The 20,606-nt window shown below is 74.1% G+C and carries 18 protein-coding genes and 3 tRNA genes; 6 read left to right on the plus strand and 15 right to left on the minus strand.

Annotated elements, in window-relative coordinates; translation table 11 throughout:
* Positions 1-78: 78 nt before the first annotated feature.
* Genes ABD899_RS09695 through ABD899_RS09705 form a run of 3 tightly spaced genes read right to left on the minus strand, consistent with a single transcriptional unit; the run spans position 79 to position 2,426 of the window.
* On the minus strand, positions 79-537 hold the full coding sequence (locus ABD899_RS09695) for a PGPGW domain-containing protein (RefSeq protein WP_345205144.1): 459 nt from the start codon (positions 535-537) through the stop codon (positions 79-81).
* On the minus strand, positions 534-1,376 hold the full coding sequence (locus ABD899_RS09700) for an aminotransferase class IV (RefSeq protein ID WP_345205147.1): 843 nt from the start codon (positions 1,374-1,376) through the stop codon (positions 534-536). Before ABD899_RS09700 ends, ABD899_RS09695 begins: the two co-directional genes overlap by 4 nt.
* 3 nt (positions 1,377-1,379) lie before the next feature.
* Positions 1,380-2,426 carry a chorismate-binding protein gene (locus ABD899_RS09705; protein ID WP_425474956.1) on the minus strand — a complete coding sequence of 349 codons (1,047 nt, stop codon included), beginning with the start codon at positions 2,424-2,426 and terminating at the stop codon, positions 1,380-1,382.
* 138 nt (positions 2,427-2,564) lie between these two features.
* On the opposite strand from ABD899_RS09705, the gene ABD899_RS09710 reads away from it, so the two are divergent.
* Entirely contained in the window at positions 2,565-4,487 is a 1,923-nt protein-coding gene (locus tag ABD899_RS09710; RefSeq protein ID WP_345205152.1) for a multicopper oxidase family protein, read from the plus strand.
* 46 nt (positions 4,488-4,533) lie between these two features.
* Here ABD899_RS09710 and ABD899_RS09715 read toward each other — a convergent pair whose 3' ends face one another.
* The 3 genes from ABD899_RS09715 to ABD899_RS09725 all read right to left on the minus strand — a co-directional run bounded on the left by ABD899_RS09715 (position 4,534) and on the right by ABD899_RS09725 (position 6,602).
* Positions 4,534-5,178, minus strand: coding sequence for a nucleoside/nucleotide kinase family protein (locus ABD899_RS09715; RefSeq protein ID WP_345205154.1), 645 nt, complete (start codon positions 5,176-5,178; stop codon positions 4,534-4,536).
* Between the two features lie 76 nt (positions 5,179-5,254).
* The gene (locus ABD899_RS09720) at positions 5,255-5,767 is read right to left on the minus strand and encodes a flavodoxin family protein (RefSeq protein ID WP_345205156.1); all 513 of its coding nucleotides are present in this window, start codon (positions 5,765-5,767) and stop codon (positions 5,255-5,257) included.
* Between the two features lie 88 nt (positions 5,768-5,855).
* Positions 5,856-6,602 (minus strand): potassium channel family protein, encoded by a 747-nt coding sequence (locus ABD899_RS09725; protein WP_345205158.1) that lies wholly within the window; start codon positions 6,600-6,602, stop codon positions 5,856-5,858.
* 233 nt (positions 6,603-6,835) lie between these two features.
* On the opposite strand from ABD899_RS09725, the gene ABD899_RS09730 reads away from it, so the two are divergent.
* Positions 6,836-7,450, plus strand: a complete 615-nt coding sequence (locus ABD899_RS09730; RefSeq protein ID WP_345205159.1) for a hypothetical protein — start codon at positions 6,836-6,838, stop codon at positions 7,448-7,450.
* Between the two features lie 58 nt (positions 7,451-7,508).
* Here ABD899_RS09730 and ABD899_RS09735 read toward each other — a convergent pair.
* The 4 genes from ABD899_RS09735 to ABD899_RS09750 form a co-directional block, all read right to left on the minus strand.
* Positions 7,509-7,582: transfer RNA gene (locus ABD899_RS09735), tRNA-Val, on the minus strand.
* Between the two features lie 45 nt (positions 7,583-7,627).
* Positions 7,628-7,698, minus strand: a tRNA-Cys gene (locus ABD899_RS09740).
* A 23-nt stretch (positions 7,699-7,721) separates the two neighbouring features.
* Positions 7,722-7,794, minus strand: a tRNA-Gly gene (locus ABD899_RS09745).
* A gap of 104 nt (positions 7,795-7,898) precedes the next feature.
* A complete protein-coding gene (locus ABD899_RS09750) occupies positions 7,899-9,047 on the minus strand; it encodes a YihY/virulence factor BrkB family protein (protein ID WP_345205161.1) in 1,149 nt (382 codons plus the stop codon).
* A gap of 32 nt (positions 9,048-9,079) precedes the next feature.
* On the opposite strand from ABD899_RS09750, the gene ABD899_RS09755 reads away from it, so the two are divergent.
* Positions 9,080-10,732: an acyl-CoA dehydrogenase family protein gene (locus ABD899_RS09755; RefSeq protein WP_345205162.1), complete on the plus strand. Its 1,653-nt coding sequence runs from the start codon at positions 9,080-9,082 to the stop codon at positions 10,730-10,732.
* Here the strand turns inward: ABD899_RS09755 and ABD899_RS09760 are convergent.
* On the minus strand, positions 10,722-11,861 hold the full coding sequence (locus ABD899_RS09760) for a polyphosphate kinase 2 family protein (protein WP_345205164.1): 1,140 nt from the start codon (positions 11,859-11,861) through the stop codon (positions 10,722-10,724). The two genes, ABD899_RS09755 and ABD899_RS09760, sit on opposite strands and share 11 nt — an antisense overlap.
* Positions 11,862-11,964: 103 nt before the next feature.
* On the opposite strand from ABD899_RS09760, the gene ABD899_RS09765 reads away from it, so the two are divergent.
* Positions 11,965-12,708, plus strand: coding sequence for a dihydrofolate reductase family protein (locus ABD899_RS09765; protein WP_345205166.1), 744 nt, complete (start codon positions 11,965-11,967; stop codon positions 12,706-12,708).
* A gap of 4 nt (positions 12,709-12,712) precedes the next feature.
* Here ABD899_RS09765 and ABD899_RS09770 read toward each other — a convergent pair whose 3' ends face one another.
* Complete coding sequence (locus ABD899_RS09770; RefSeq protein WP_345205168.1) at positions 12,713-13,834, minus strand: alpha/beta hydrolase family protein; 1,122 nt, start codon at positions 13,832-13,834, stop codon at positions 12,713-12,715.
* 98 nt (positions 13,835-13,932) lie between these two features.
* Positions 13,933-16,095 carry an ATP-dependent DNA ligase gene (locus ABD899_RS09775; protein WP_345205171.1) on the minus strand — a complete coding sequence of 721 codons (2,163 nt, stop codon included), beginning with the start codon at positions 16,093-16,095 and terminating at the stop codon, positions 13,933-13,935.
* Between the two features lie 92 nt (positions 16,096-16,187).
* Between ABD899_RS09775 and msrB the strand changes: the two genes are divergently transcribed.
* Entirely contained in the window at positions 16,188-16,622 is a 435-nt protein-coding gene (gene msrB / locus ABD899_RS09780; RefSeq protein ID WP_345205174.1) for a peptide-methionine (R)-S-oxide reductase MsrB, read from the plus strand.
* 516 nt (positions 16,623-17,138) lie between these two features.
* Here msrB and hemQ read toward each other — a convergent pair.
* Both hemQ and hemG read right to left on the minus strand, forming a co-directional pair.
* A complete protein-coding gene (gene hemQ, locus ABD899_RS09785) occupies positions 17,139-17,864 on the minus strand; it encodes a hydrogen peroxide-dependent heme synthase (protein ID WP_345205176.1) in 726 nt (241 codons plus the stop codon).
* Positions 17,861-19,351 carry a protoporphyrinogen oxidase gene (hemG, locus tag ABD899_RS09790; protein ID WP_345205179.1) on the minus strand — a complete coding sequence of 497 codons (1,491 nt, stop codon included), beginning with the start codon at positions 19,349-19,351 and terminating at the stop codon, positions 17,861-17,863. The genes hemQ and hemG overlap by 4 nt, the downstream gene beginning before the upstream one ends.
* A gap of 238 nt (positions 19,352-19,589) precedes the next feature.
* On the opposite strand from hemG, the gene ABD899_RS09795 reads away from it, so the two are divergent.
* Positions 19,590-20,591: a DUF4349 domain-containing protein gene (locus tag ABD899_RS09795; protein ID WP_345205181.1), complete on the plus strand. Its 1,002-nt coding sequence runs from the start codon at positions 19,590-19,592 to the stop codon at positions 20,589-20,591.
* Positions 20,592-20,606: the final 15 nt, after the last annotated feature.

Raw genomic sequence — 20,606 nt, forward strand, 5'->3', positions numbered from 1 at the left:
GCAAACCCACGTGAGTCAACGACTCACACCACGCGGGCATCTTGACGTGAGGCAACATGATCGGGTCGGTGCGCGAGCTCACAGGCCCGCGTTGGCCTCGAGCCAGGTCGTGATGGCGTCGGGGACGAAGCCGGGCACCCCCGAGAACCGCATGACGAACCACAGCGCCGTCGCGACGACGAGCGCCGTCCCGAGGGCGACGAGGCCCTTGACCCACCACGGCTGCGGCTTGAGCCACTGCTCCCACGCGCGCAGCCTGGCCTTGACGAAGTCGAGCAGGCGTGCGGCCGGCTCGAACTCCGAGGCCCAGATGGCGATGCCGAGGATGACGATGAACCAGCCCGGCCCGGGTAGCGGGACGAGCGCGAACCCGCCGAGCACGAGGACGAGCCCGACGGTGAACACCACCGCCCGGTAGATGGCGAGCCACGTCGGGTTGGCCCGGATCCTGCGCCGCCACGCCCAGTCGTCCTGGTCGTCGCTGGAGTCGCGCAGCAGCCGGTTCGGGTGCGGCTCCTCCGGGCCCGGTCGCGTCACGGGTCGGACCCCTGCGCGGCGTGGCGCTGCCAGACCGCGCGCGCGCGCTCGGTCACCGGCCCGGGAGCGGGCAGGGTGCGGCCGTCGACACCCGAGACCGGGAAGACGTCCTTGATCGACGAGGTGAGGAACACCTCGTCGGCCCGCGTGAGCACGTCGAGCGGCAAGGGACGCTCGACGACCTCGACGCCGTCGGCGCGGCACCACTCCACGACGAGCTCGCGGGTGATGCCGGCGAGGCAGCCGCTCGACAGCGGTGGGGTGCTCAGCGCCCCGTCGACGACGACGAACACGTTGCTCCCCGTGGCCTCGCACAGCTCACCCCGGGTGTTGGCGAAGACCGCCTCGAGCGCCCCCCGCGCCTTGGCGTACGCGAGGGCGATGACGTTGTCGGCGTACGACGTCGTCTTGAGCCCGGCCGTCGCAGCTCGCTCGTTGCGCACCCAGGGCACCGTGACGACCGAGCCGTGGTCGCCCGGTGGGGCGTGCGGGACCGCGGTGACGATGTGGGTGAGGTCGCAGTCGTGCCGGTCGGACCCGAGGGGCCCCCGGCCCCCGGTGACCGTGAAGCGCAGCCGCCCGAAGTCGATCGGCTCACCGACGAGGACGGCGTCGATGCCCTCGCGGATCCGGTCGTGGTCGGCCGCGGGCAGGCCGAGCCCGGCCATCGTGCGGTCGAGGCGGCGCAGGTGGCGCGTCACGGCGAAGGGCACGCCGGCCTCGATCTTCGCCGTCTCGAAGGCCCCGTCACCGACGGTGACGCCGTGGTCGACGGCGCTCACCGCCGGGGTGTCGGGGTCGACGATCCGTCCGTCGACCCAGACCCTGATGTCCGTCATGCGTCACACCCTTCCACGAGCGAGCGGCTGCCCCGCCGCGAGGGCGACGAGGCGCGCCGCCTTGAGCTCCGTCTCGGCCCACTCCCCCCGGGCGTCGCTGTCCCACGTGATGCCGGCGCCCGTCCCGAACCTCAGCACCCGCCGTCCCGCGACGTCACGGTCCGCCCAGAAGGTCCGGATGCCGACCGCGAGCCTGGCCTCGTCACGGTCGGCGTCGATCCAGCCCACCGCACCGCAGTAGGGGCCGCGGGGCACCGGCTCGAGGTCGGTGATCGCCTGCAGCGCCGTGTGCTTGGGCGCGCCGCTCACCGAGCCGGGCGGGAAGCTGGCGTCGAGCAGCTCGCGCCACGACGTGCCGGGACGCAGCCGCCCGGAGACGTCGGACACGAGGTGCACGAGCCCCGGGTGCTCCTCGACCCGGCAGAGGTGGTCGACCTCGACGGACCCCGGCAGGCTGACGTGGCCGAGGTCGTGCCGCACGAGGTCGACGATCATGACGTTCTCGGCGTAGTCCTTCGCGAGCAGCTCGGCGACGGTCGTCGCGGTGCCCTTGATCGGGCGCGAGGTGACCCGGTCCCCGCGCCGCAGCAGGTAGGCCTCGGGCGAGGCGCAGGCCAGCTCGAGGCCGGCCTCCGGCAGGTCGACGACCGCCGCGTACGGCGCCGGGTTCCCCGCCGCCAGCCGGGCGGCGAGGGCGCTGATCGCGGCATCCGAAGTCAGGTCGTGCTCGAGGACCCGGCAGAGGTTGACCTGGTAGACCGTCCCCGCGGCGATCCGCTGCCGCACCTCCTCCACCGCGGCGAGGTAGGCCGTGCGGTCCAGGCTGGAGCGCCACCCACCCGTGAGCGGCGGCCAGCTGCCGGCATCCGCCGCGCACGCGAACGGGGGACCCTCGCGCCGGACGTCCTCCATGCGGACCGCCGTGAGCCGCCCCTCGAAGGTGACGACGACGACCCAGAAGCCGCTCGTGAGGTCGCCCGCGTCGTGGCTGACCGCGCCGACGCCGCGGGCCACGAGCGACCCGAACCTCGCCACCGACACGCCCCGCATCGTATGCGTGGCCGGGTCGCGGCTGCCCCGCCGCGGCGGGGCGATGAGCCGATCGGATGGTTGACACACCCGGCCACCGGCCACCACAGTGAGCCCGGACGGGCCTTGCAGGGGGGCCCTGAACAGGGAGGACGTGCCATGACGACGGTGTCGCGGCGCACACTGCTCGCGGGGGGCGCCGCCGGCGCCGCAGGTCTGTTCGTCACGGGGTCGGGCTCGGTCCACGCGCTCTCACTGCGCGGCGCCCCGGTCCTGGACCCCACGACGGTGCCCAAGTACGTCTCCTCGCTCCTCGTCCCCCCGACGATGCCGGGGACACCGGGCGCCGACCTCGACCGGTACGTCGTCAGCGTGCGCCAGTTCCGCCAGCAGGTGCTGCCCCGCGGCCTGCCCGGCACGACCGTCTGGGGCTACGGCGCCGAGGGCGTGCGCGGCACGCACAACGCTCCGTCCCTCACGATCGAGGCGCGGGTCGACCGCCCCGTCGAGGTCACCTGGGTCAACGGCCTGGTCCACGGCACCTCGGGCCGTTACCTGCCCCACCTGTTGCCGGTGGACCCCACCCTGCACTGGGCCAACCCCGGCGGTGGGGAGGAGGGCCGCGACGGCCACCCGATGTTCATGCAGACCCCGGGTCCGTACACCGGTCCGGTGCCGATCGTCGTCCATCTCCACGGGGGCCACACCGACGAGGAGAGCGACGGCTACCCGGAGGCGTGGTTCCTCCCGGACAGCCGCAGCATCCCGCGAGGCTACGCCCGCGTCGGCACGCACTACGACGAGATGGCGCAGACCTACGCCGCCCGGCACGGGGGCACGTGGGCCCCGGGGACCCAGAAGGCCCGTTACGGGAACGACCAGCCGGCGGGGACGCTGTGGTTCCACGACCACGCGCTCGGCATCACCCGCCTCAACGTGTACGCCGGTCCGGCCGGCTTCTTCCTCCTGCGCGGGGGCGCCTACGATCTCGAGCCCGGGGTGCTCCCCGGCCCGGGCCCGGACGGCGGGATGCCGTTCGAGATCCCCCTCGCGATCCAGGACCGGGCCTTCCGGCGCAACGGCAACCTCTTCTACCCCGACACCCGCGCCTACTTCGACGAGTTCGCCGGGCCCTACGTGCCGCACTCCGACATCGCCCCGATCTGGAACCCCGAGTTCTTCGGCAACGCGATGATGGTCAACGGTCGCACCTGGCCCGACCACCGGGTCGAGCGGCGGCGCTACCGGCTCCGGCTGCTCAACGGGTGCGGGTCCCGCTTCCTCGTGCTCGCCCTCGCGACGGACCCGACGGCCCGGCCCGCCACGCCCGTTGCACCCTTCTGGCAGGTCGGCGGGGACGGCGGGTTCCTGCGCGAGCCGGTCGCCATGGAGCGCCTGCTCCTCGCGCCGGCCGAGCGCGCCGACGTCGTCGTCGACTTCGGCGCCTTCCCCGCGGGCACCGAGGTCTTCCTCGTCAACGAGGGCCCGGACGAGCCGTTCGGCGGCGGCGAGCCGGGCGAGGAGTTCGAGTGGGCCGACCCGGCGACGACGGGTCAGGTCATGCGGTTCACCGTCGTCGACCGCGTCGGCCCCGAGACGAGCACCCCGCCCGACGAGCTGTCGCTGCCGGCGCCTCCCCCGCCACCCGGCCCCACCGCGCGCACCCGGACGTTGGCCCTGCTCGAGGCGGACTCGGAGGTGCTGGCCGACGTCGGGCCCCGGGCCGCGTTCCTCGGGGTCATGGACGGCGCCGTCGCGGTCCCACTGGGCTGGGACGACGACGTCACCGAGCACCCGGGCGTCGGCGACACCGAGGTGTGGGAGATCCACAACCACACGATGGACGCGCACCCCATCCACGTGCACCTCGTGCAGTTCGAGGTCCTCGACCGGCAGGCCGACGGCCAGCCGTCGCGACCCGCGGAGCCGAACGAGAGCGGTCCGAAGGACACCGTCATCGCGTACCCGCACGAGGTGACCCGGATCCGGGCCCACTTCGACAAGCCGGGCCTGTTCGTGTGGCACTGCCACATCCTCGAGCACGAGGACCACGAGATGATGCGGCCCTTCAGGGTCGGGTGAGCCCCGGGTGGGCGCCTCGTCCCCGCCGAGGGACGGGCCGAGGCGCCTACCCGAGCACGACCTCGAGGTCGGCCCGGTGGAGGGTGGCGCGGATGAGCGCGGCGTTCGGCTCGTCGACGGAGGCCACCCACGCCGCGGCGCGCGCCGGGGGCTTGCCGAACGCGACGTGCCGGGCCACGAGGCGCTCGGTCCGCACCGCCGGGTCGACGCGCACCGCCCACACCTCGTCGAGCAGGCCACGCACGGCATCCCACGGGGCCTCGTCGACGAGGAGGTAGTTGCCCTCCGTGACGACGACCTCGGTGCCCGGCGGCACCGCGATCGCACCGGCGACGGACTCCTCGATCGAGCGGTCGTACGTCGGGGCCCACACCGTCGAGGGAGCGCCGGCGCGCACGCGGGAGAGGAGTGCGGCATACCCGGCGCCGTCGAAGGTGTCGATCGCCCCCTTGCGCTCGGCCCGGCCGAGCGCCGCGAGCGCGACGTTGGCGAGGTGGAAGCCGTCCATCGGCACGAGCACCGTGGCGCAGCCCCGCTCGGTGAGCGCGGAGACGAGGGATGCCGCAAGCGTGGACTTCCCGGCCGCCGGCTCCCCGGCGAGGCCGACGAGCGCGGGGCGGCCACCGGCGGCGGAACGCAGACCGAGCACCCGGTCGACGAGGTCCTCGAGCGGCGGCTCGTGACCGGTCATCGGCACTCCTCCTGTGGAGACGGGAGTGCCGACGCTACCGAAGGTCCGCCCGAATCGGCTGCCCGGCATCCACCGGTCAGACCTTGGCCGGCAGCGAGGTCGCCACCTGGCGGCCCCACGACCGGGCCCGGTCGAGCTCACCGTCGGCGAGAGGTCCGTCGACGTCGAGCACATAGAAGCTCTCGGGGGCCATGGCCTGCGTGAAGCCGTGCCGCCGGCCGGCCCGCGCCGCACTGTGGGACGCCGACCCGGGAAGGCGGCGCACCTTGGTCACCCTCGTGTCGAACGCCGCGAACCAGCGGCCGTGCTCGTCCGGCAGGGCCAGGAGCCACTCTCGCAGGCCGGTCTCGACGGACCCCTGCGTCGCTCCCTGTCCGCGAGCGTCGCGACGGGTGCTGGCCCGGCTCATCGAGAAGGCGTGCGTCGGGCCGCCGGCCACGACGAGGTCGACGCCCTCGAGGTCGGTCGGGGCGGACGACACCTCCGCGACCTGCACGCTCATCACCTCGGCGACCCCGTCCGCCACGGCGTGAGCGACCTGCCCGGAGTTGCCGAACATCGACTCGTAGACGACCAGTGCGCGTGCCATCGTCGATCCCTTCCACGGCGCGGGCCTGGTGGGTCAGCGCCCACCTCCACCGTACGTCCGGGGCCACGCGCAGGGGCTGTCTCGTCGGTCACTCACGGCGGGACGTGGTGGCGAACCGGGCCACGACGATGGCGACGACGGTGACGAGGAACAGCTGGCCGAACACGGCCTCCGAGGACACCAGCAGGCGTGCGAGATCGGTCGCGGGAGCGACGTCGCCGATGCCGAGGGTCGAGATGGTCGTCAGGCTGAGGTAGGTGTAGACGCTGGAGGTCAAGGGCTCCCCGAACAGCCACGCGGACGACCACGCGTCGACGGCCTGGTAGACCGCGGCGTAGGCCACGGCGATCTGCAGGTAGGCGGCGATCGTGCCCAGGACGGTACGCAGGCCGACGACGGTGTGCCGCATGAGGCGTCGGATGACGAGCACGGGGACCATGAGGACGACGACGAGCCACACCGGGTCGGCGCGCGAGGCGTCGGGAACCGCGGTGCCAGAGGCCGCCTCGAAGACCGCCACGAGCACGAGGAAGCCCAGCGACACCCCCACGGCCGCCTCCACGAATCGGCGGGGACCCGGGCGCATGCCCGTCGCACGCGCGGCGGCGACCAGCGCGGCGCCGCTCATCGTGTGGGCAGCGAGGGACTCACCGTACGACGCCCCGACGTCGACGAGCGAGGACACCACGATCGTCAGCAGGACGAAGGTGAGGAGCACGCCGAAGCGGTCCTCGGGGGCGGCGCGCCAGTCGCGCCACACGTCCTTCAGACCCCGGTGGGGCGGGCGCCCCCCGGGGGGCGCCTGCTCCTCCGCGGAGGCCGGAGCCTCGGTCATGGCTCGAGATGCCTCTCTCGCAACGGCATGCGCACATCCTCTTCCCGCATCGGTCCGGGTGACTGCGACGCGGGCCCAACCTACCGAAGAGCCAGCACCCGGTCGGGGACGCGCGCGCCGGCCGCCGCGGGGTGCACAGTCGCTGCGGCTGCTGACACGGCGCCATCTGCGGCGTACCGTCGGTCGATGGACCACTTCACGGTGAAGCGGCCCCGGGAACGATCGGAGTTGGCATGTTCATCCAGGTCATCCAGGGAATGTGTTCGGACGAGGCGACGCTGCGCGGCCACATGGACCGCTGGAGGGAAGAGCTCTCCAGCGGTGCGGAGGGGTGGCTCGGCGGGACCTACGGCATGACCGACGACGGCCAGTTCGTCGGCGTCGTGCGGTTCGAGTCGCGCGAGGCCGCCGCCCGCAACTCGCTGCGCCCCGAGCAGGGCGCGTGGTGGGAGGAGGCCAAGGGCTGCTTCACCGGTGACGTGACCTTCCACGACTGCGACGACGCCATCGTCATGCTCGACGGCGGGTCCGACGACGCCGGGTTCGTCCAGGTCATCCAGGGCCGGCTCGACGACCCGCGGCACTTCCGCGAGTTCATGTCGCAGCCCATGGACGCGCTGCACGAGGCGCGCCCGGAGATCATCGGCGGCACCATCGCGATCGACGACGACGGCTGGTTCACCGAGACCATCTCCTTCCGCAGCGAGGCGGAGGCCCGGCGGGGCGAGGCGATGTCGATGCCGGCCGAGATGGCCGAGGAGCTCGACCGCGAGATGGCCCAGGTGCACGACATGCGCTACCTCGACCTGCACCACCCGTGGTTCGCCAGCGGGATGCAGCGCACGTGAGCACGCGCGCCGCACGCGACGAAGCCCGCCAGTGTCCTGGCGGGCTTCGTCCTCGGCGTGGACGCGAGAGGACTCGAACCTCCGACCCCCACCGTGTCAAGGTGGTGCGCTAACCATCTGCGCTACGCGTCCGTGGGTGCTGCTTCGTGCGGTACTGGCTTCTTCGGGTACTACTCGAGGTGGAGACGGGATTTGAACCCGTGTACGCGGCTTTGCAGGCCGCTGCCTCGCCTCTCGGCCACTCCACCATGTTCGGGGCGGCTAACCCTCGAGCGGATGACCGGGTTCGAACCGGCGACCTCAACCTTGGCAAGGTTGCGCTCTACCAACTGAGCTACATCCGCGCGCGTCTGCGGGGTCCGGAAACCACGCTCGGCGTGCTCGCAGACATTATCCGATGCCCGCGGCGAACTCCAAACCGGCCGGCGGGCACCGTACCGGGTCGGCGTCACCGCTCCCCGTCGGCGGATCGGCCGGCCTCGGACGACACACCGGCCGGGTGCCGTGGCCGGTCGGCGACCCCCCTCGAGATGGGGGTGAGCGGGCCGCGGGCGGCCTCGCGCAGCCCCGAGAGCCCCAGCTCGTCCTCGGCCGCGCCGGGTCCGTAGCCGGCGAAGGGGTCGTCCCACCCGTTCGGGTGCGCGCCGCGGTCGGCGCGGCGCCGCCACTGGTCCACCGCCCACGCGCCGAGCCGCTCGTGCAGGCTGCGGTCCTCCTCGACCGGCCACAGCTCGCGGATCCCGGCGTTGGCCGCGGCCCCGATGAGCACCGCGATGGCGAGGGCGTAGAGCCAGATGAGCAGCACGATCGGGGCCGAGAGCGGCCCGTAGATCGACGTGCCACCGAGCGACGCAGCGATTGTGCCGCGCACGACGAACGACGCGAGCAGCCAGATGACGAGCGTCACCGCGGCCCCGGGCACGTCGCGCAGCCAGGGCGAGCGCCTCGGCGTCGACACGTGGTACAGGCTCGTGAGCCCGCCGACGACGAGGAGGGTGACGAGCGGCCAGTACAGCACCGTGAGGGCGTCCCACGGCTCCGGCAGGATCTGGCCGAGCAGGGTGGGGCCGAGCAGCACGAGGGGGATGGTCACGATGCCGAGCACGAGGGCGAGGAGGTACAGCGAGAACGACAGGGCCCGGGTCTGGACGATGCCGCGCACCCCGGACTGGCCGTACATGATCGAGATCGTGTCGACGAAGACGTTGAGCGCGCGCGAGCCCGACCACAGCGAGAGCAGGAAGCCGAGCGAGATGAGGTCGAAGCGTCCGTCGGTGAACACGTCGTCGACGGTCGGGCCGAGGGTGGAGCTGATGACGTCCTCGGTGAGGAAGCGGGCCGCGTACTCGTTGATGCCGTCGCGCACCTGCTCGACCGCCTCCGGTCCGAGGGCGCTGCCGAGGTACCCCAGTCCGCCGAACAGCCCGAGGACGAGGGGTGGCAGGGAGAGGAGCGCGAAGAAGCCGGCCTCCGAGGCCAGCCCGGTGACCCGGTAGCGCAGGCAGATCCGGATCGTCGCGACGACGAGCCGGGCGAGCGGCAGGAGGCCGGGGACCTGCGCGAGCAACCGCCGCAGGCGCCGCTTCGCGTCGGTCATGGGCCCCACCGTAACGGCCGTACGCTGCTGGGGTGCGGACCCACGTCGTCACCAACGTCGTCGCGGCGCCGAGCGGCCTCAACGCGCTGCGCTGCGACCCTGTCCTGTCCGAGGCCGTCGCGCGGTGGGTCTCGCCGACCGACCCCGAGGGGGCCGCAGCCCTCGACGACCTCGGGGCGCTCGCCGGCACCCCGCAGGTGCGCGCCTGGGCCGACCAGGCCGACCGGGTCACCCCGGTGCTGCGCACCCACGCCCCGACCGGCGTGCGGGTGGACGAGGTGGAGTACCACCCGGCCTACCACAGCCTCATGGAGGTGGCCGTCGGCAACGGCCTGACCGCCCACCCGTGGACCCGGCCCGCCGCGAGCGGCGCGCACGCACGGCGGGCCGCCGGGTTCCTCGTCTGGTCGCAGGTCGAGGCGGGGCACCTGTGCCCCGTCTCGATGACGTACGCCGCCGCGCCGGCGCTCTCGGCCGAGCCGGACCTCGCGGCGCGGTGGCTCCCCGGGCTCGCCTCGCGCGCCTACGACCCGGTGCTGCGCCCCATGGGCGACAAGCCCGGCCTCACCGTGGGGATGGGTATGACCGAGAAGCAGGGCGGCTCCGACGTGCGCGCCAACACGACGACCGCAGTGGCGGCGCCGGGCGGCCCCCTCGAGGGCGACACCTACCGGCTCACCGGGCACAAGTGGTTCTGCTCGGCGCCGATGAGCGACGCCTTCCTCGTCCTGGCGCAGACCGACGCCGGGGTCGGCTGCTTCCTCGTCCCGCGCGTCCTCGACGACGGCACCCGCAACGGCATCCACCTCCAGCGGCTCAAGGACAAGCTCGGCAACCGCTCGAACGCCTCGTCCGAGATCGAGCTCGAGCACGCGTGGGCGGCGCGGGTCGGCGAGGAGGGCCGGGGCATCCGCACGATCATCGGCATGGTCGCCTCGACGCGGCTCGACTGCGTGCTCGGCTCGACGGCGACGATGCGGGCGGCCCTCGTGCGGGCGGTCCACCACGCCCGGCGGCGCAGCGCCTTCGGCGCGCTGCTCGTCGACCAGCCGCTCATGCGCAACGTCCTCGCCGACCTCGCCCTCGAGAGCGAGGCGGCCACGGTGCTCGCGATGCGGCTCGCCCACGCCGTCGACGCCGGGGAGGACGACCTCGTGCGGCTCGGGGTCGCCCTCGGCAAGTTCTGGGTGTGCAAGCGCACCGCCCCGATGGTCGCCGAGGCGCTGGAGTGCCTCGGCGGCAACGGCTACGTCGAGGAGAACGGCCTGGCGCGGCTCTACCGTGAGGCCCCGCTCAACTCGATCTGGGAGGGCTCGGGCAACGTCAACGCGCTCGACGTCGTGCGGGCACTGACCCGCGAGCCGGCGTCCCTCGCCGCGCTCGGCAAGGAACTCGCCCTGGCCCGCGGGCACGACCCGGTGCTCGATGCCGCGATCGACGAGTGCGAGTCGGCGTCGGCACGTGCGCTCGCTCCCGACGCGCCGTGGGCGGCGCGGCGCCTCGTCGAGCGGCTCGCGCTGACCCTCCAGGCGGCGCTGCTCGTGCGCCACTCCCCCGGGCCCGTCGCCGACGCCTTCGTCGTGAGCCGCCTCGGTGGCGAGCACGGCGCCTCGTTCGGCACGCTCGGGGCGTCCGTCGGGGCGGATGCCGTGGCGCAGCTGCTCGAGCGTTCGCTCAGGGACTGAGCGCCAGGCGCTCCTTCTCCGCCTCGACGTCGAAGTCGGCGGCCGGCCAGCGGGGGTCCATCGCCTCGAGGTGCTCGAGCAGCAGGTTGGTCACGGCGAGCCGGGCGTACCACTTGTTGTCCGCCGGCACGACGAACCACGGGGCGGCATCCGTCGAGCACTTCTCGAGCGCGGCCTGGTAGGCCTGCATGTAGTCGGCCCAGTGGGCGCGCTCGTCGACGTCCCCGGGGTTGAACTTCCAGTGCTTGTCCTCGCGCTCGAGCCGCTCGGCGAGCCGGGCCTTCTGCTCCGCGCTCGAGATGTGCAGCATGACCTTGACCATCGTCGTGCCGCCGGCGACGACGCGCCGCTCGAAGGCGTTGATCTGGGCGTAGCGGCGGGACCACGTCGGGCGTGGCACGAGGTCGTGGACGCGCACGATGAGGACGTCCTCGTAGTGGCTGCGGTCGAAGACGCCGAGGTCGCCCGGCACCGGCAGCGCACGACGGATGCGCCAGAGGAAGGGGTGACGCCTCTCCTCCGCGGTGGGCGCCTTGAACGAGGTGATCTCGACACCCTGGGGGTCGACCGCGCCGACGACGTGGCGCATGATGCCGCCCTTGCCGGAGGTGTCCATGCCCTGGATGACGAGGAGGACCGAGCGGGCGCCGCCGCCCCGGGACTCCGCGTACAGGCGCTCCTGCAGGTCGCCGAGGCGGTCGTGGAGCTCGGCCATGACGACCTCGGCCTCGTCCTTGTCGCCGGAGAAGCCGGGTGTGCCCGCGGGGTCGACGTCCGCGAGCGAGAAGCCGGGCCCCACCCGCAGCAGCTGCGACCAGACGACCGGGTCGACGGCCTCGTCGGCGCGCGCCTGCTCGGCCTTGCGGCGCTTCTTCTCGGCCTTGCGCGCCGCCTTGCCGCTCAGCTGCGGGTCGGGGGTGACCTCGTCGGGGGCCGGAGCGCCGGCGACGGCGACCTCGGCCGCGGGGATGCCGGTGCCGTGGCCCTTCGCGGCCTTGGCGCCCTTGCCCTTGCCCTTGCCCTGGGCGGCCTTGCCCTTGGCGCCCTTGCCCTGGGCGCCCTTCGCAGCCTTGCCCTTGGCGCTCTTCGCGGCCTTCGTGTCCTTGTCCTTCTTCGCACCCTTGCCCATCGCCGCATCCTTGCAGACCGCCGCGCCGTCGGCGGGCCCGCCGCGCGCTCCATCTCGTCACCGGCCCGCGCTCCCGTGCTCTCCCGGCTGCCACACTCGGGGCATGCGCGTCCTGCTCGACCCGCGCCGCCCGGCGCGCCCCGGCTCCCGCGTCACCGATGCCGACCTGGCCGCCCTCTACGCGTTCCCGCCCGGTCGTCGCTGGGTGCGCTCGAACTTCGTGAGCACCCTCGACGGCTCGGCCGTCGGAGCGGACGGGCGCAGCGGCTCGGTCAACACGCCCGCCGACAACCGGGTCTTCGCCCTCCAGCGCGACCTCGGCGAGGCGGTGCTCGTCGGGTCGGGCACGGTGCGGGCCGAGGGATACGAGCGGCTCGTGCCGACCCGGCGGCGCTCGTCGCCGGCGGCGCTCGTCGTCGTCAGCGGCTCGGGCCGGGTGCCCGAGGGGCTTCGGGCACCGCGCGAGGGCCGCGGCCCGGGGCTGCTCGTCACCTGCGCCGCGGCCGGGGCCCGGCGGCTCGACCGCGCCCGGTCGGACCTCGGCGCGGATGCCGTCCTCGTCGCCGGGCAGGAGGAGGTCGACCTCCCGCTCGCCCTCGACGGGCTCGCCGCGCGCGGGCTGCGGCACGTCCTGTGCGAGGGTGGCCCGACGCTCCTCTCGGCGGCGCTGGCGGCCGGCGTCGTCGACGAGCTGGCGCTCTCCCTCGTGCCGGCCGTCGTCGGTGGCGACGGCACCCGGATGACGAACGGTCCGGCGCTCGGCGAGGCGGACGGCATCCACCTCGCTCCCCGACTGCTCGTCGAGGAGGCGGGCACCCTGCTCGGTCTGTGGCGGGTGTGTCGCTGAGGGGTCACCCCGCGGCGAAGTCGGCGACGAGCCGCTCCCACCGCTCGGGATCGGTGTTCCACTCCGTGCAGTGCCGCGCGACGGTCCACTCCTCGAACGTCACGAGGTCCGGGCGCACCCGGGCCAGCTCGCGGGACGGCCCGACCGGCACGAACTCGTCGTCGACGGAGTGGATGAGCAGGATGCGGTGGTGCAGCTCGTCGGCACGGCTCACCCAGTCGGTCTTCGCGAGGTCGACGCCCTCGCGCACCCCGACGAGGCGGTGCCCCCACCGCTGGCGCATCATCACCCGGGCGAGCGATCCGACGTGACGGGGCAACCGGTGGCCGCGGGCGTGGTGGGCGAGCACGTCGCCCCAGTCGATGACCGGGCCGTCGAGCACGACCCGGGAGACCAGACCGGCCAGGGACGAGCGGTCGAGCAGCTGGAGCGCGATCGCCCCGCCCATCGACCAGCCCACGAGCAGCACCTCCCGGGCGCCGTGCGCCACGGCGTGGCGCAGCGCCGCCTCGATGTCACGCCACTCCGAGAGCCCGAGGTTGTAGCGGCTGTCGGGGCCTGCCGGCACGCCCTCGTCGTTGCGGTAGCTCGGGACGAGGCAGGTCCAGCCGTGCGCGAGCAGCGGCGGCATCGCCCGGATCGTCTCCTCGCGGCGGGCGCCGCGGCCGTGGACGAGCACGGCCCACCGCCCGACGTCGTCGGTCCCGGCCTGCGGGCGCACGACCCAGGCCGGCATCGCACCGAGCTCACCGGCGTAGGTGACGTGCTCGGTGCGGGCACCGATGCTCACGTCGGGCGGGGAGCCGTGGAAGTAGGCGTTCCAGCGGGCCGGGCCGGGAGCGAGGTATCCGCGGTCGACCGCGAGCAGCTCGCGTTCGACGGTGCCGCGGGTGGCGTCGACGCGCATGATGTCGCCGACGCGGACGTGACCGAAGCCGTTGTCGATCCACAGTCCGTACCGACCGGGCACGATCGTCTCCGGGGTGGCCGTGAGCGTGACGGTGTGGGCAGCAGCCGCGCGCACGACGACGTCGTCGGGGCGCTGCCGGTCCGGGGTCAGCACCCGCCGAGCGAAGTAGGCCGCCGCGACGAGGGAGCCAGCGCCGCTCGCGACCGCGCTCGTCACCCCCACCGCAGCGCCGGCGGTTGCGGCCCTGCGGGCGCGGCGCGAGGTGATCGGCCGGTTCGCCGGGGCCGCAGCGGTGGCACCATCCGCCGGACCCGTCACGCACTCCCCCCGGCCAGGACCTCGGACAGGTCGTAGGACACCGGTTCGTCGAGCTGGTCGAAGGTGCAGTCGGCGGGGTCCTTGTCGGGTCGCCACCGCACGAACTGGGCGGTGTGACGGAAGCGCACGCCCTCGAGGTGGTCGTAGCGCACCTCGACGACCCGCTCGGGGCGCAGCGGCGTGAACGAGAGGTCCTTGCCGGAGGCCCATCGGCTGCCCGCGGCGGCCTGCGGCGTGCGGGTGCCCTCCTGCTGTGCGGCCCAGCGCCAGGGGTGCTCGTCGAAGGTCGTGACGAGCGGCTGGAGCTCGTCGAACAGCTCCTTGCGCCGGGCCATCGGGAACGCACCGATGACCCCGACCGAGACGAGCTGGCCGTCGGCGTCGTGGATGCCGAGCAGCAGGCTGCCGATGAGGTCGGCGCCGCTCTTGTGTGTGCGGTAGCCGGCGACGACGCAGTCGGCCGTGCGCTCGTGCTTGATCTTGGCCATGGTGCGCTTGTCGGGCTCGTAGGGGCCGTCGAGCTGCTTGGCGACGAGCCCGTCGAGCCCGGCCCCCTCGAACTCGGTGAACCACTCGGCGGCGACCGCACGGTCGGTCGTCGCCCGGGTCAGGTGGATCGGGGCCCGGGCGTCGGCCAGGGCCTGCTCGAGCAGGGCCCGGCGCTCACGGAACGGCCGGCCGGTGAGGTCGTCGTCACCGAGCGCGAGCAGGTCGAAGGCCACGAACCGGGCCGGCGTCTCGACCGACAGCTTCGTGACCCGGCTCGCCGCGGGGTGGATGCGCTGGCTCAGCAGGTCGAAGTCGAGGCGGTCCTCACCCGGCCGCACGACGATGATCTCGCCGTCGACGACACACCGGTCCGGCAGGTTCGCCAGGGCCGCCTCGACGACCTCGGGGAAGTAGCGGGTCATCGGCTTCTCGTTGCGGCTGCCGATCTCGACGAGATCGCCCGAGCGGAAGACGATCGAGCGGAAGCCGTCCCACTTGGGCTCGAAGCTGACCTCCTGGCCCTCGAGCGCCGCGATGCCCCTGACCGACTTCGCGAGCATCGGCGCGACCGGCGGCACGACCGGCATCCGCCACCGCTCCCGCTCGGCGGCGTCGCGCTCGGCCTTGGGGGCCATGTACTCGGCGTCGGCCTTGTCGGTGCGGCGCTTGCTCGGCTGCACCCGCGGCGGCTCGCCGGGCATCTTGGGGTAGTCGGGCGGGAAGTTGAGCTCACCGAGGCCGCGCTGCTCGACATCGCGCTGCCAGAGGGCGAGGGCGCCGGTGACGTCGCCGACCACGCCTTCGATGTCGGCCCAGGCGTCGCCACGGTCCTCGAGCACGTCGGGCACGGTGAGCACGGTGAAGTCGCCGGGGGTGACGGTCGACAGCTCGGCCCACGTGACCGGCATCGAGACGGGGGCGCCGGGCAGCGGGCGCGGGCTGTACGCGGAGGCGATGGTGCGGTCGCGGCAGGCCTGGTTGAAGTCGACGAAGACCCGCTCGCCGCGCTCCTCCTTCCACCACGACGACGTCACGAGGTCGGGCAGGCGTCGCTCGAGCTCGCGGGCGATGCCGATGACGCCGTGCCGCACGTCGAGGAACTCGTGGGTCGGGGCGATGCGCGCGTAGACGTGCACCCCCCGGTTGCCGCTCGTCTTGGCCCAGCCGGTCAGGCCGACCTCGGCGAGCAGCTCGCGCAGCGCGTGGGCGGCCTCGACGGCATCCGAGAAGGTGCGCCCGGGCTGCGGGTCGAGGTCGATGCGCAGCTCGTCGGGGTGGTCGTTGTCGGCCGTGCGCACCGGCCAGGGATGGAAGGTGACGGTGTTCATCTGCACCGCCCACACGGCGGTCGCGACCTCGTCGACGACGAGCTGCGCGTGCCGCCGCCCGCTCGGGTAGCGGCACGACGTCGTGCGCACCCAGCCGGGCAGCCCCTTGGGCGGGTTCTTCTGGTAGAACTCCTCGCCGTCGATGCCGTCGGGGAACCGCTGGAGCGTGACGGGGCGGTCGCCGATGTGGTGCACGAGCGGGTCGCCGACCGCGACGACGTAGGCCGCGAGGTCGCCCTTGGTGATGCCCGCATCGGGCCACATGACCCGGTCGGGGCTGGTCAGGCGCACCTCACGGGGGCCTTCGGGCCCCTCGACCTCCAGCACCTGCACGTCGACCATGTCGCGAGCCTAACGACGGCCGCCGACGCGCGGTGGGGTGACGGGCCCGTGGCGGCGGGAACCATCCGCTGCCCGCCGCTGTTGGGCTGGACATGACGATGAAGCCGAGCCCGCGTCCCTATGCCGTCGACCGCACCGAGGAGGAGTGGCGCGCGGCCCTCTCACCCGCGGAGTACGCCGTGCTGCGCGAGGCCGGCACCGAGCGGCCGTACACCGGCGAGTACACCGACGCCAAGGCCGTCGGGGTCTACGCCTGCCGGGCCTGCGGCGCCGAGCTGTTCGCGTCCGAGACGAAGTTCGACAGCCACTGCGGGTGGCCGTCCTTCTTCTCGCCGTTGGCCGGGGACTCCGTGGAGTACCTCGAGGACCGCTCGCTGCCCGGGCGCCCCCGGGTCGAGGTGCGGTGCGCGACATGCGGCAGCCACCTCGGGCACGTCTTCGAGGGCGAGGGCTACGACACCCCCACCGACCAGCGGTACTGCATCAACTCGATCAGCCTCACCCTGCGCCCCACCGAGAACACCTGACCCTCCCCGGGGCGGCTGACTTTTCCGCCCCATGAGCGAAACCCGAGGTCCGCCGGGGTTGATACCCCTTGCTGACCTCGGGTTTCCCTGGCCCGGCGGCGCGCCCCCCGTCGTCCACAGGCCGGATGCCGTCGGCCCGCCCTCCACAGCCCGCTCACCACGGCATCCCGGTTCCCCGATCCGGGTCACCGTGGGGGCATGGACACCACGGTCGACCCCGCGCTCCTGGCCCGAGCGTCCGCGCAGCACGGGATGCTGACCTCGGCCCAGGCGCGGAGCCTCGGGGTCAGCCCGCTCGTGCTCGGGCGGCTCGTCCGGTCGGGCCGACCTCGAGCGCCCGGGTGCGGTCGTCGCCGCGGTGCGCCGAGCCCTGGCCGCCACGGCCTGAGCGACGCCAGCACGGCATCCAGGATGCGCGCTCGGCTGGGCACGGGAAACGCGAGGTCCGCGGGACGTATCAACCCGTGCGGACCGCGGCCTTCCCTCATGGGGCGGAGAAGTCGGGGCGCGGGTGGGTCAGCGCTGGCGGTGCACGAGGGTCCGCACCGGCACGCGGGGCCCGGTGTAGAAGGGCACCTCCTCGCGCACGTGCATCCGCGCGCGCGAGGCCCGCAGCTCGCGCATGAGGTCGACGATGCGGTGCAGCTCGTCGGCCTCGAACGCGAGGATCCACTCGTAGTCGCCGAGCGCGAACGACGCGATCGTGTTGGCCCGCACGTCGGGGTACTCGCGCGCCATCTGTCCGTGCTCGACGAGCATGTCGCGCCGCTCGGTGTCGTCGAGGAGGTACCAGTCGTAGGAGCGGACGAACGGGTAGACGCACACGTAGTCGCGCGCCTCCTCGTCGGCCATGAACGCGGGGATGTGGCTCTTGTTGAACTCCGCGGGTCGGTGCAGGGCGGCGACCGACCACACGGGGTCGAGGTGCTCGCCGTAGGCGGTGCGCAGGAACCCGTGGTAGGCCTCCTGGAGCGCCTCGATCGTCTCGGCGTGCCACCACACCATGACGTCGGCGTCGGCCCGCAACCCGGCGACGTCGTACGTGCCGCGCACGACGACGTCCCGCTCGGCGAGGTCGGTGAACAGCTCCTCGACCTCGTGAGCGAGGGCATCGCGGTCCTCGTCGCCGATCGGCTCCGCGAGCGCGAACACCGACCACATGGCGTAGCGGATCGTGTCGTTGATCTCGCGGATCCGGGCGGCACCGGGCTTCGCGGGGGTAGGACGGGTGGGCTCGCTCATGCGGGGTGCTCTCCTCGGGGGGACGCGATGGTGGTCAGGGTGCCCAGGTGCTCGACGGTGGCCCGGGCCGCCCGGGTGGCCGAGGCGACGACGGCCGGGATGCCGACCCCGTCGTACGCGGCGCCGGCCACCTCGAGCCCCGGGACGCGGGCGACGTCGGCGCGCACCGACGCGACGACGTCGACGTGGCCGACGGCGTACTGGGGCAGGCCCCCGCCCCAGCGCTGGACGTGCGCGTCGACGACGCGGGGCAGCGGTCGGCCGAGGGCCGCGCCGACCTCGGCGACCGAGACGGCGACGAGGTCGGCGTCATCGCGCTGGAGGACGGCCTCCTCGCGGGCCCGCCCGAGCGAGGCCCGAAGGTGCACGACCTGCTCGGACGCCGCACCGGTCCAGGCCCACTTGCGGAAGCTGAACGTGCTCGCCTTGATGGTGCGGCCCTCGACCGGCGGCACGAGGAATCCCGAGCCGGTCACCTCCTCGAGGCCGGCGCGCTCGACGGCGAGGGTCACGACGGCCGTCGACGCGGTCTCGACGCCGCCGAGCAGGGCCGCGGCCCGCGGGGCGTGGTCGGCGAGCAGGCGGGAGGCCGGGGCGGGCGGCACGCACACGACGACGGCGTCGGCGGTGAGCACCTCGGGCGAGGCGGCCGAGCCGACGACGAGCCGCCACCGCCCGTCGGCCCGGTCGAGGCGCCGCACCATGGCACCGGTGCGCACCGTGGCCCCGCGCGCCCGCAGCTCGTCCGCGACGAGCCCGGGCAGCCGGCCGACGCCGCCGCGCAGGCCGGCGAACGGCGGCCGCGCCACGGCATCCGCCGGTGCGTGGCTGTCGGATGCCGTGACACCGGTCGCGCGTGCCGGGCCGGCGCCGAGGGGGGTCAGGAGGCTCGAGCCGCACGTCGCCCGCTCCCACAGCACCGGCATCGTGGCGCGCAGCGACAGCCGGGCCGCGTGGCCGGCGTACACACCGCCGAGGAGGGGCTCGACGAGCCGGTCGACGACCGCGCGGCCGAGCCGGGTGCCCACGTAGTCCCCGACCGAGACGTCGTCGGCGAGCGCCCCTGCCGGCCACGGGCGCTCGGACCGCAGCCGCTCGACCTCGGCGTCGGTGAGCACGCTGCGGGCCGCGTCGGGGTCGGTCGGGACCCCCATGAGGGTCGCGCGGGGCAGCGGGCGCAGGGCACCCCGGCTCCACACCGAGGCCGCGGTCGTCGCCGGGCTGACGAGGTCGCGCGCGGCACCGACGCGCGCCACGAGGTCGGTGGCCTCGGGGCGCACCGCGAGCACCGACTCGGCGCCGACGTCGACGAGGTGTCCGGCGACGGGCGCGAGGCGCAGCTTGCCGCCGACGTCGTCGGACCCCTCGAGCACGGTGACGTGCGCCGCGGGGAGGGCGTCGAGCACCTCGAGGGCCGCGGTGAGACCGGCGATGCCGCCCCCCACGACGACGACGGCCGGCCTGGTGCTCACGGCCTGGGCGGACATGCGCCCAGCCTCTCACGCGGCCCGGACGTGTCCGCCGGCCGGCCCCGGCCCCGACCGCAGCCCCGGCCCCGACCCCGGTGGGTCCATCGTCGGGAGGAGCAGTCGCGACGCCGGGTGGATGGCGACGGCGTCCCGACGTCCGAGCCGACGGTCGTGACCTGATCGAGACCCGCAGCCGGGAACCCGCGCGAGGCGCCGGGCGCCACACCGCCAGCACCCCCACGACGAAGGAGTCACGATGCGCACACCGGTCCGCCCCGTCCACCGGCTCGCCACCGCCGCCGGCCTCGCCCTCGCCGTCGGGGTCACCGCCCTCGGCGGCTGCGGCATCGGGGGTGGGTCCGACTCCGCCTCGGACTCCGCCCCGGATGCCGCCTCGGACTCCGCCCCGGAGGCCGCGGCCTCGCAGTCCCGGGCCGAGGCCGGTGACACCTCCGGCGGCGCGGTGGCCGAGGAGGCCGAGAAGCTACCCGCCGGCGCCGCCGCCGAGGGCACCGATGCCTCCGCCGTCGCCTCGGCCGTCGCCGACCGCAAGCTCGCCCGCCGCGCCGACATCTCGCTCACGGTGACCGACGTCGACGCCGCGGCCACCCGGGTGCGCGCGATCGCGGCCACCGCCGACGGCATCGTGCTGGCGGAGGCCATCTCGAGCGAGCCCGACCTCCCCGGCACCGGCGGCTTCAGCACGATCACGATCTCGGTCCCCACCGCGGCGCTCGACACGACCCTCGACCGGCTCTCGGAGCTCGGCGAGGTCCACTCGCGCAACACCTCGACCGAGGACGTCACGGCGCAGTACGTCGACACCGAGTCCCGCGTCAAGACCATGCAGGCGAGCGTGGACCGGGTGCGCGCCCTCATGACCCGGGCGACGAAGCTCGGTGACGTCGTCACCCTCGAGGCCGAGCTGTCCCGCCGGCAGGCGGACCTCGAGGCCCTGCAGACCCAGCTCGCGGCCCTCGACGACGCCGTGGCCCTCTCCCCCGTCGAGGTGCGCCTCAGCACCGACGCCGACGTCCTCGAGGAGCCGGGCGACGACACCGGGTTCCTCGCGGGCCTGAGCGCCGGGTGGACGGCCTTCACGACGTCGGTGGGCGTGCTCCTCACCGGCCTCGGCGCCGTGCTCCCGTTCGCGGTCGCCCTCGCCCTCGTGCTCGTGCCGCTCGGGATCTGGGTGCGGCGTCGGGCCCCACGCACCCCGCCGGCCGGCCCGACGGCCCTGCAGCCACCCCCGGCCTGACCGGGGCCGGTCCCG

The sequence above is a fragment of the Fodinibacter luteus genome, from assembly GCF_039541575.1.
Lineage (GTDB): Bacteria > Actinomycetota > Actinomycetes > Actinomycetales > Dermatophilaceae > Fodinibacter > Fodinibacter luteus.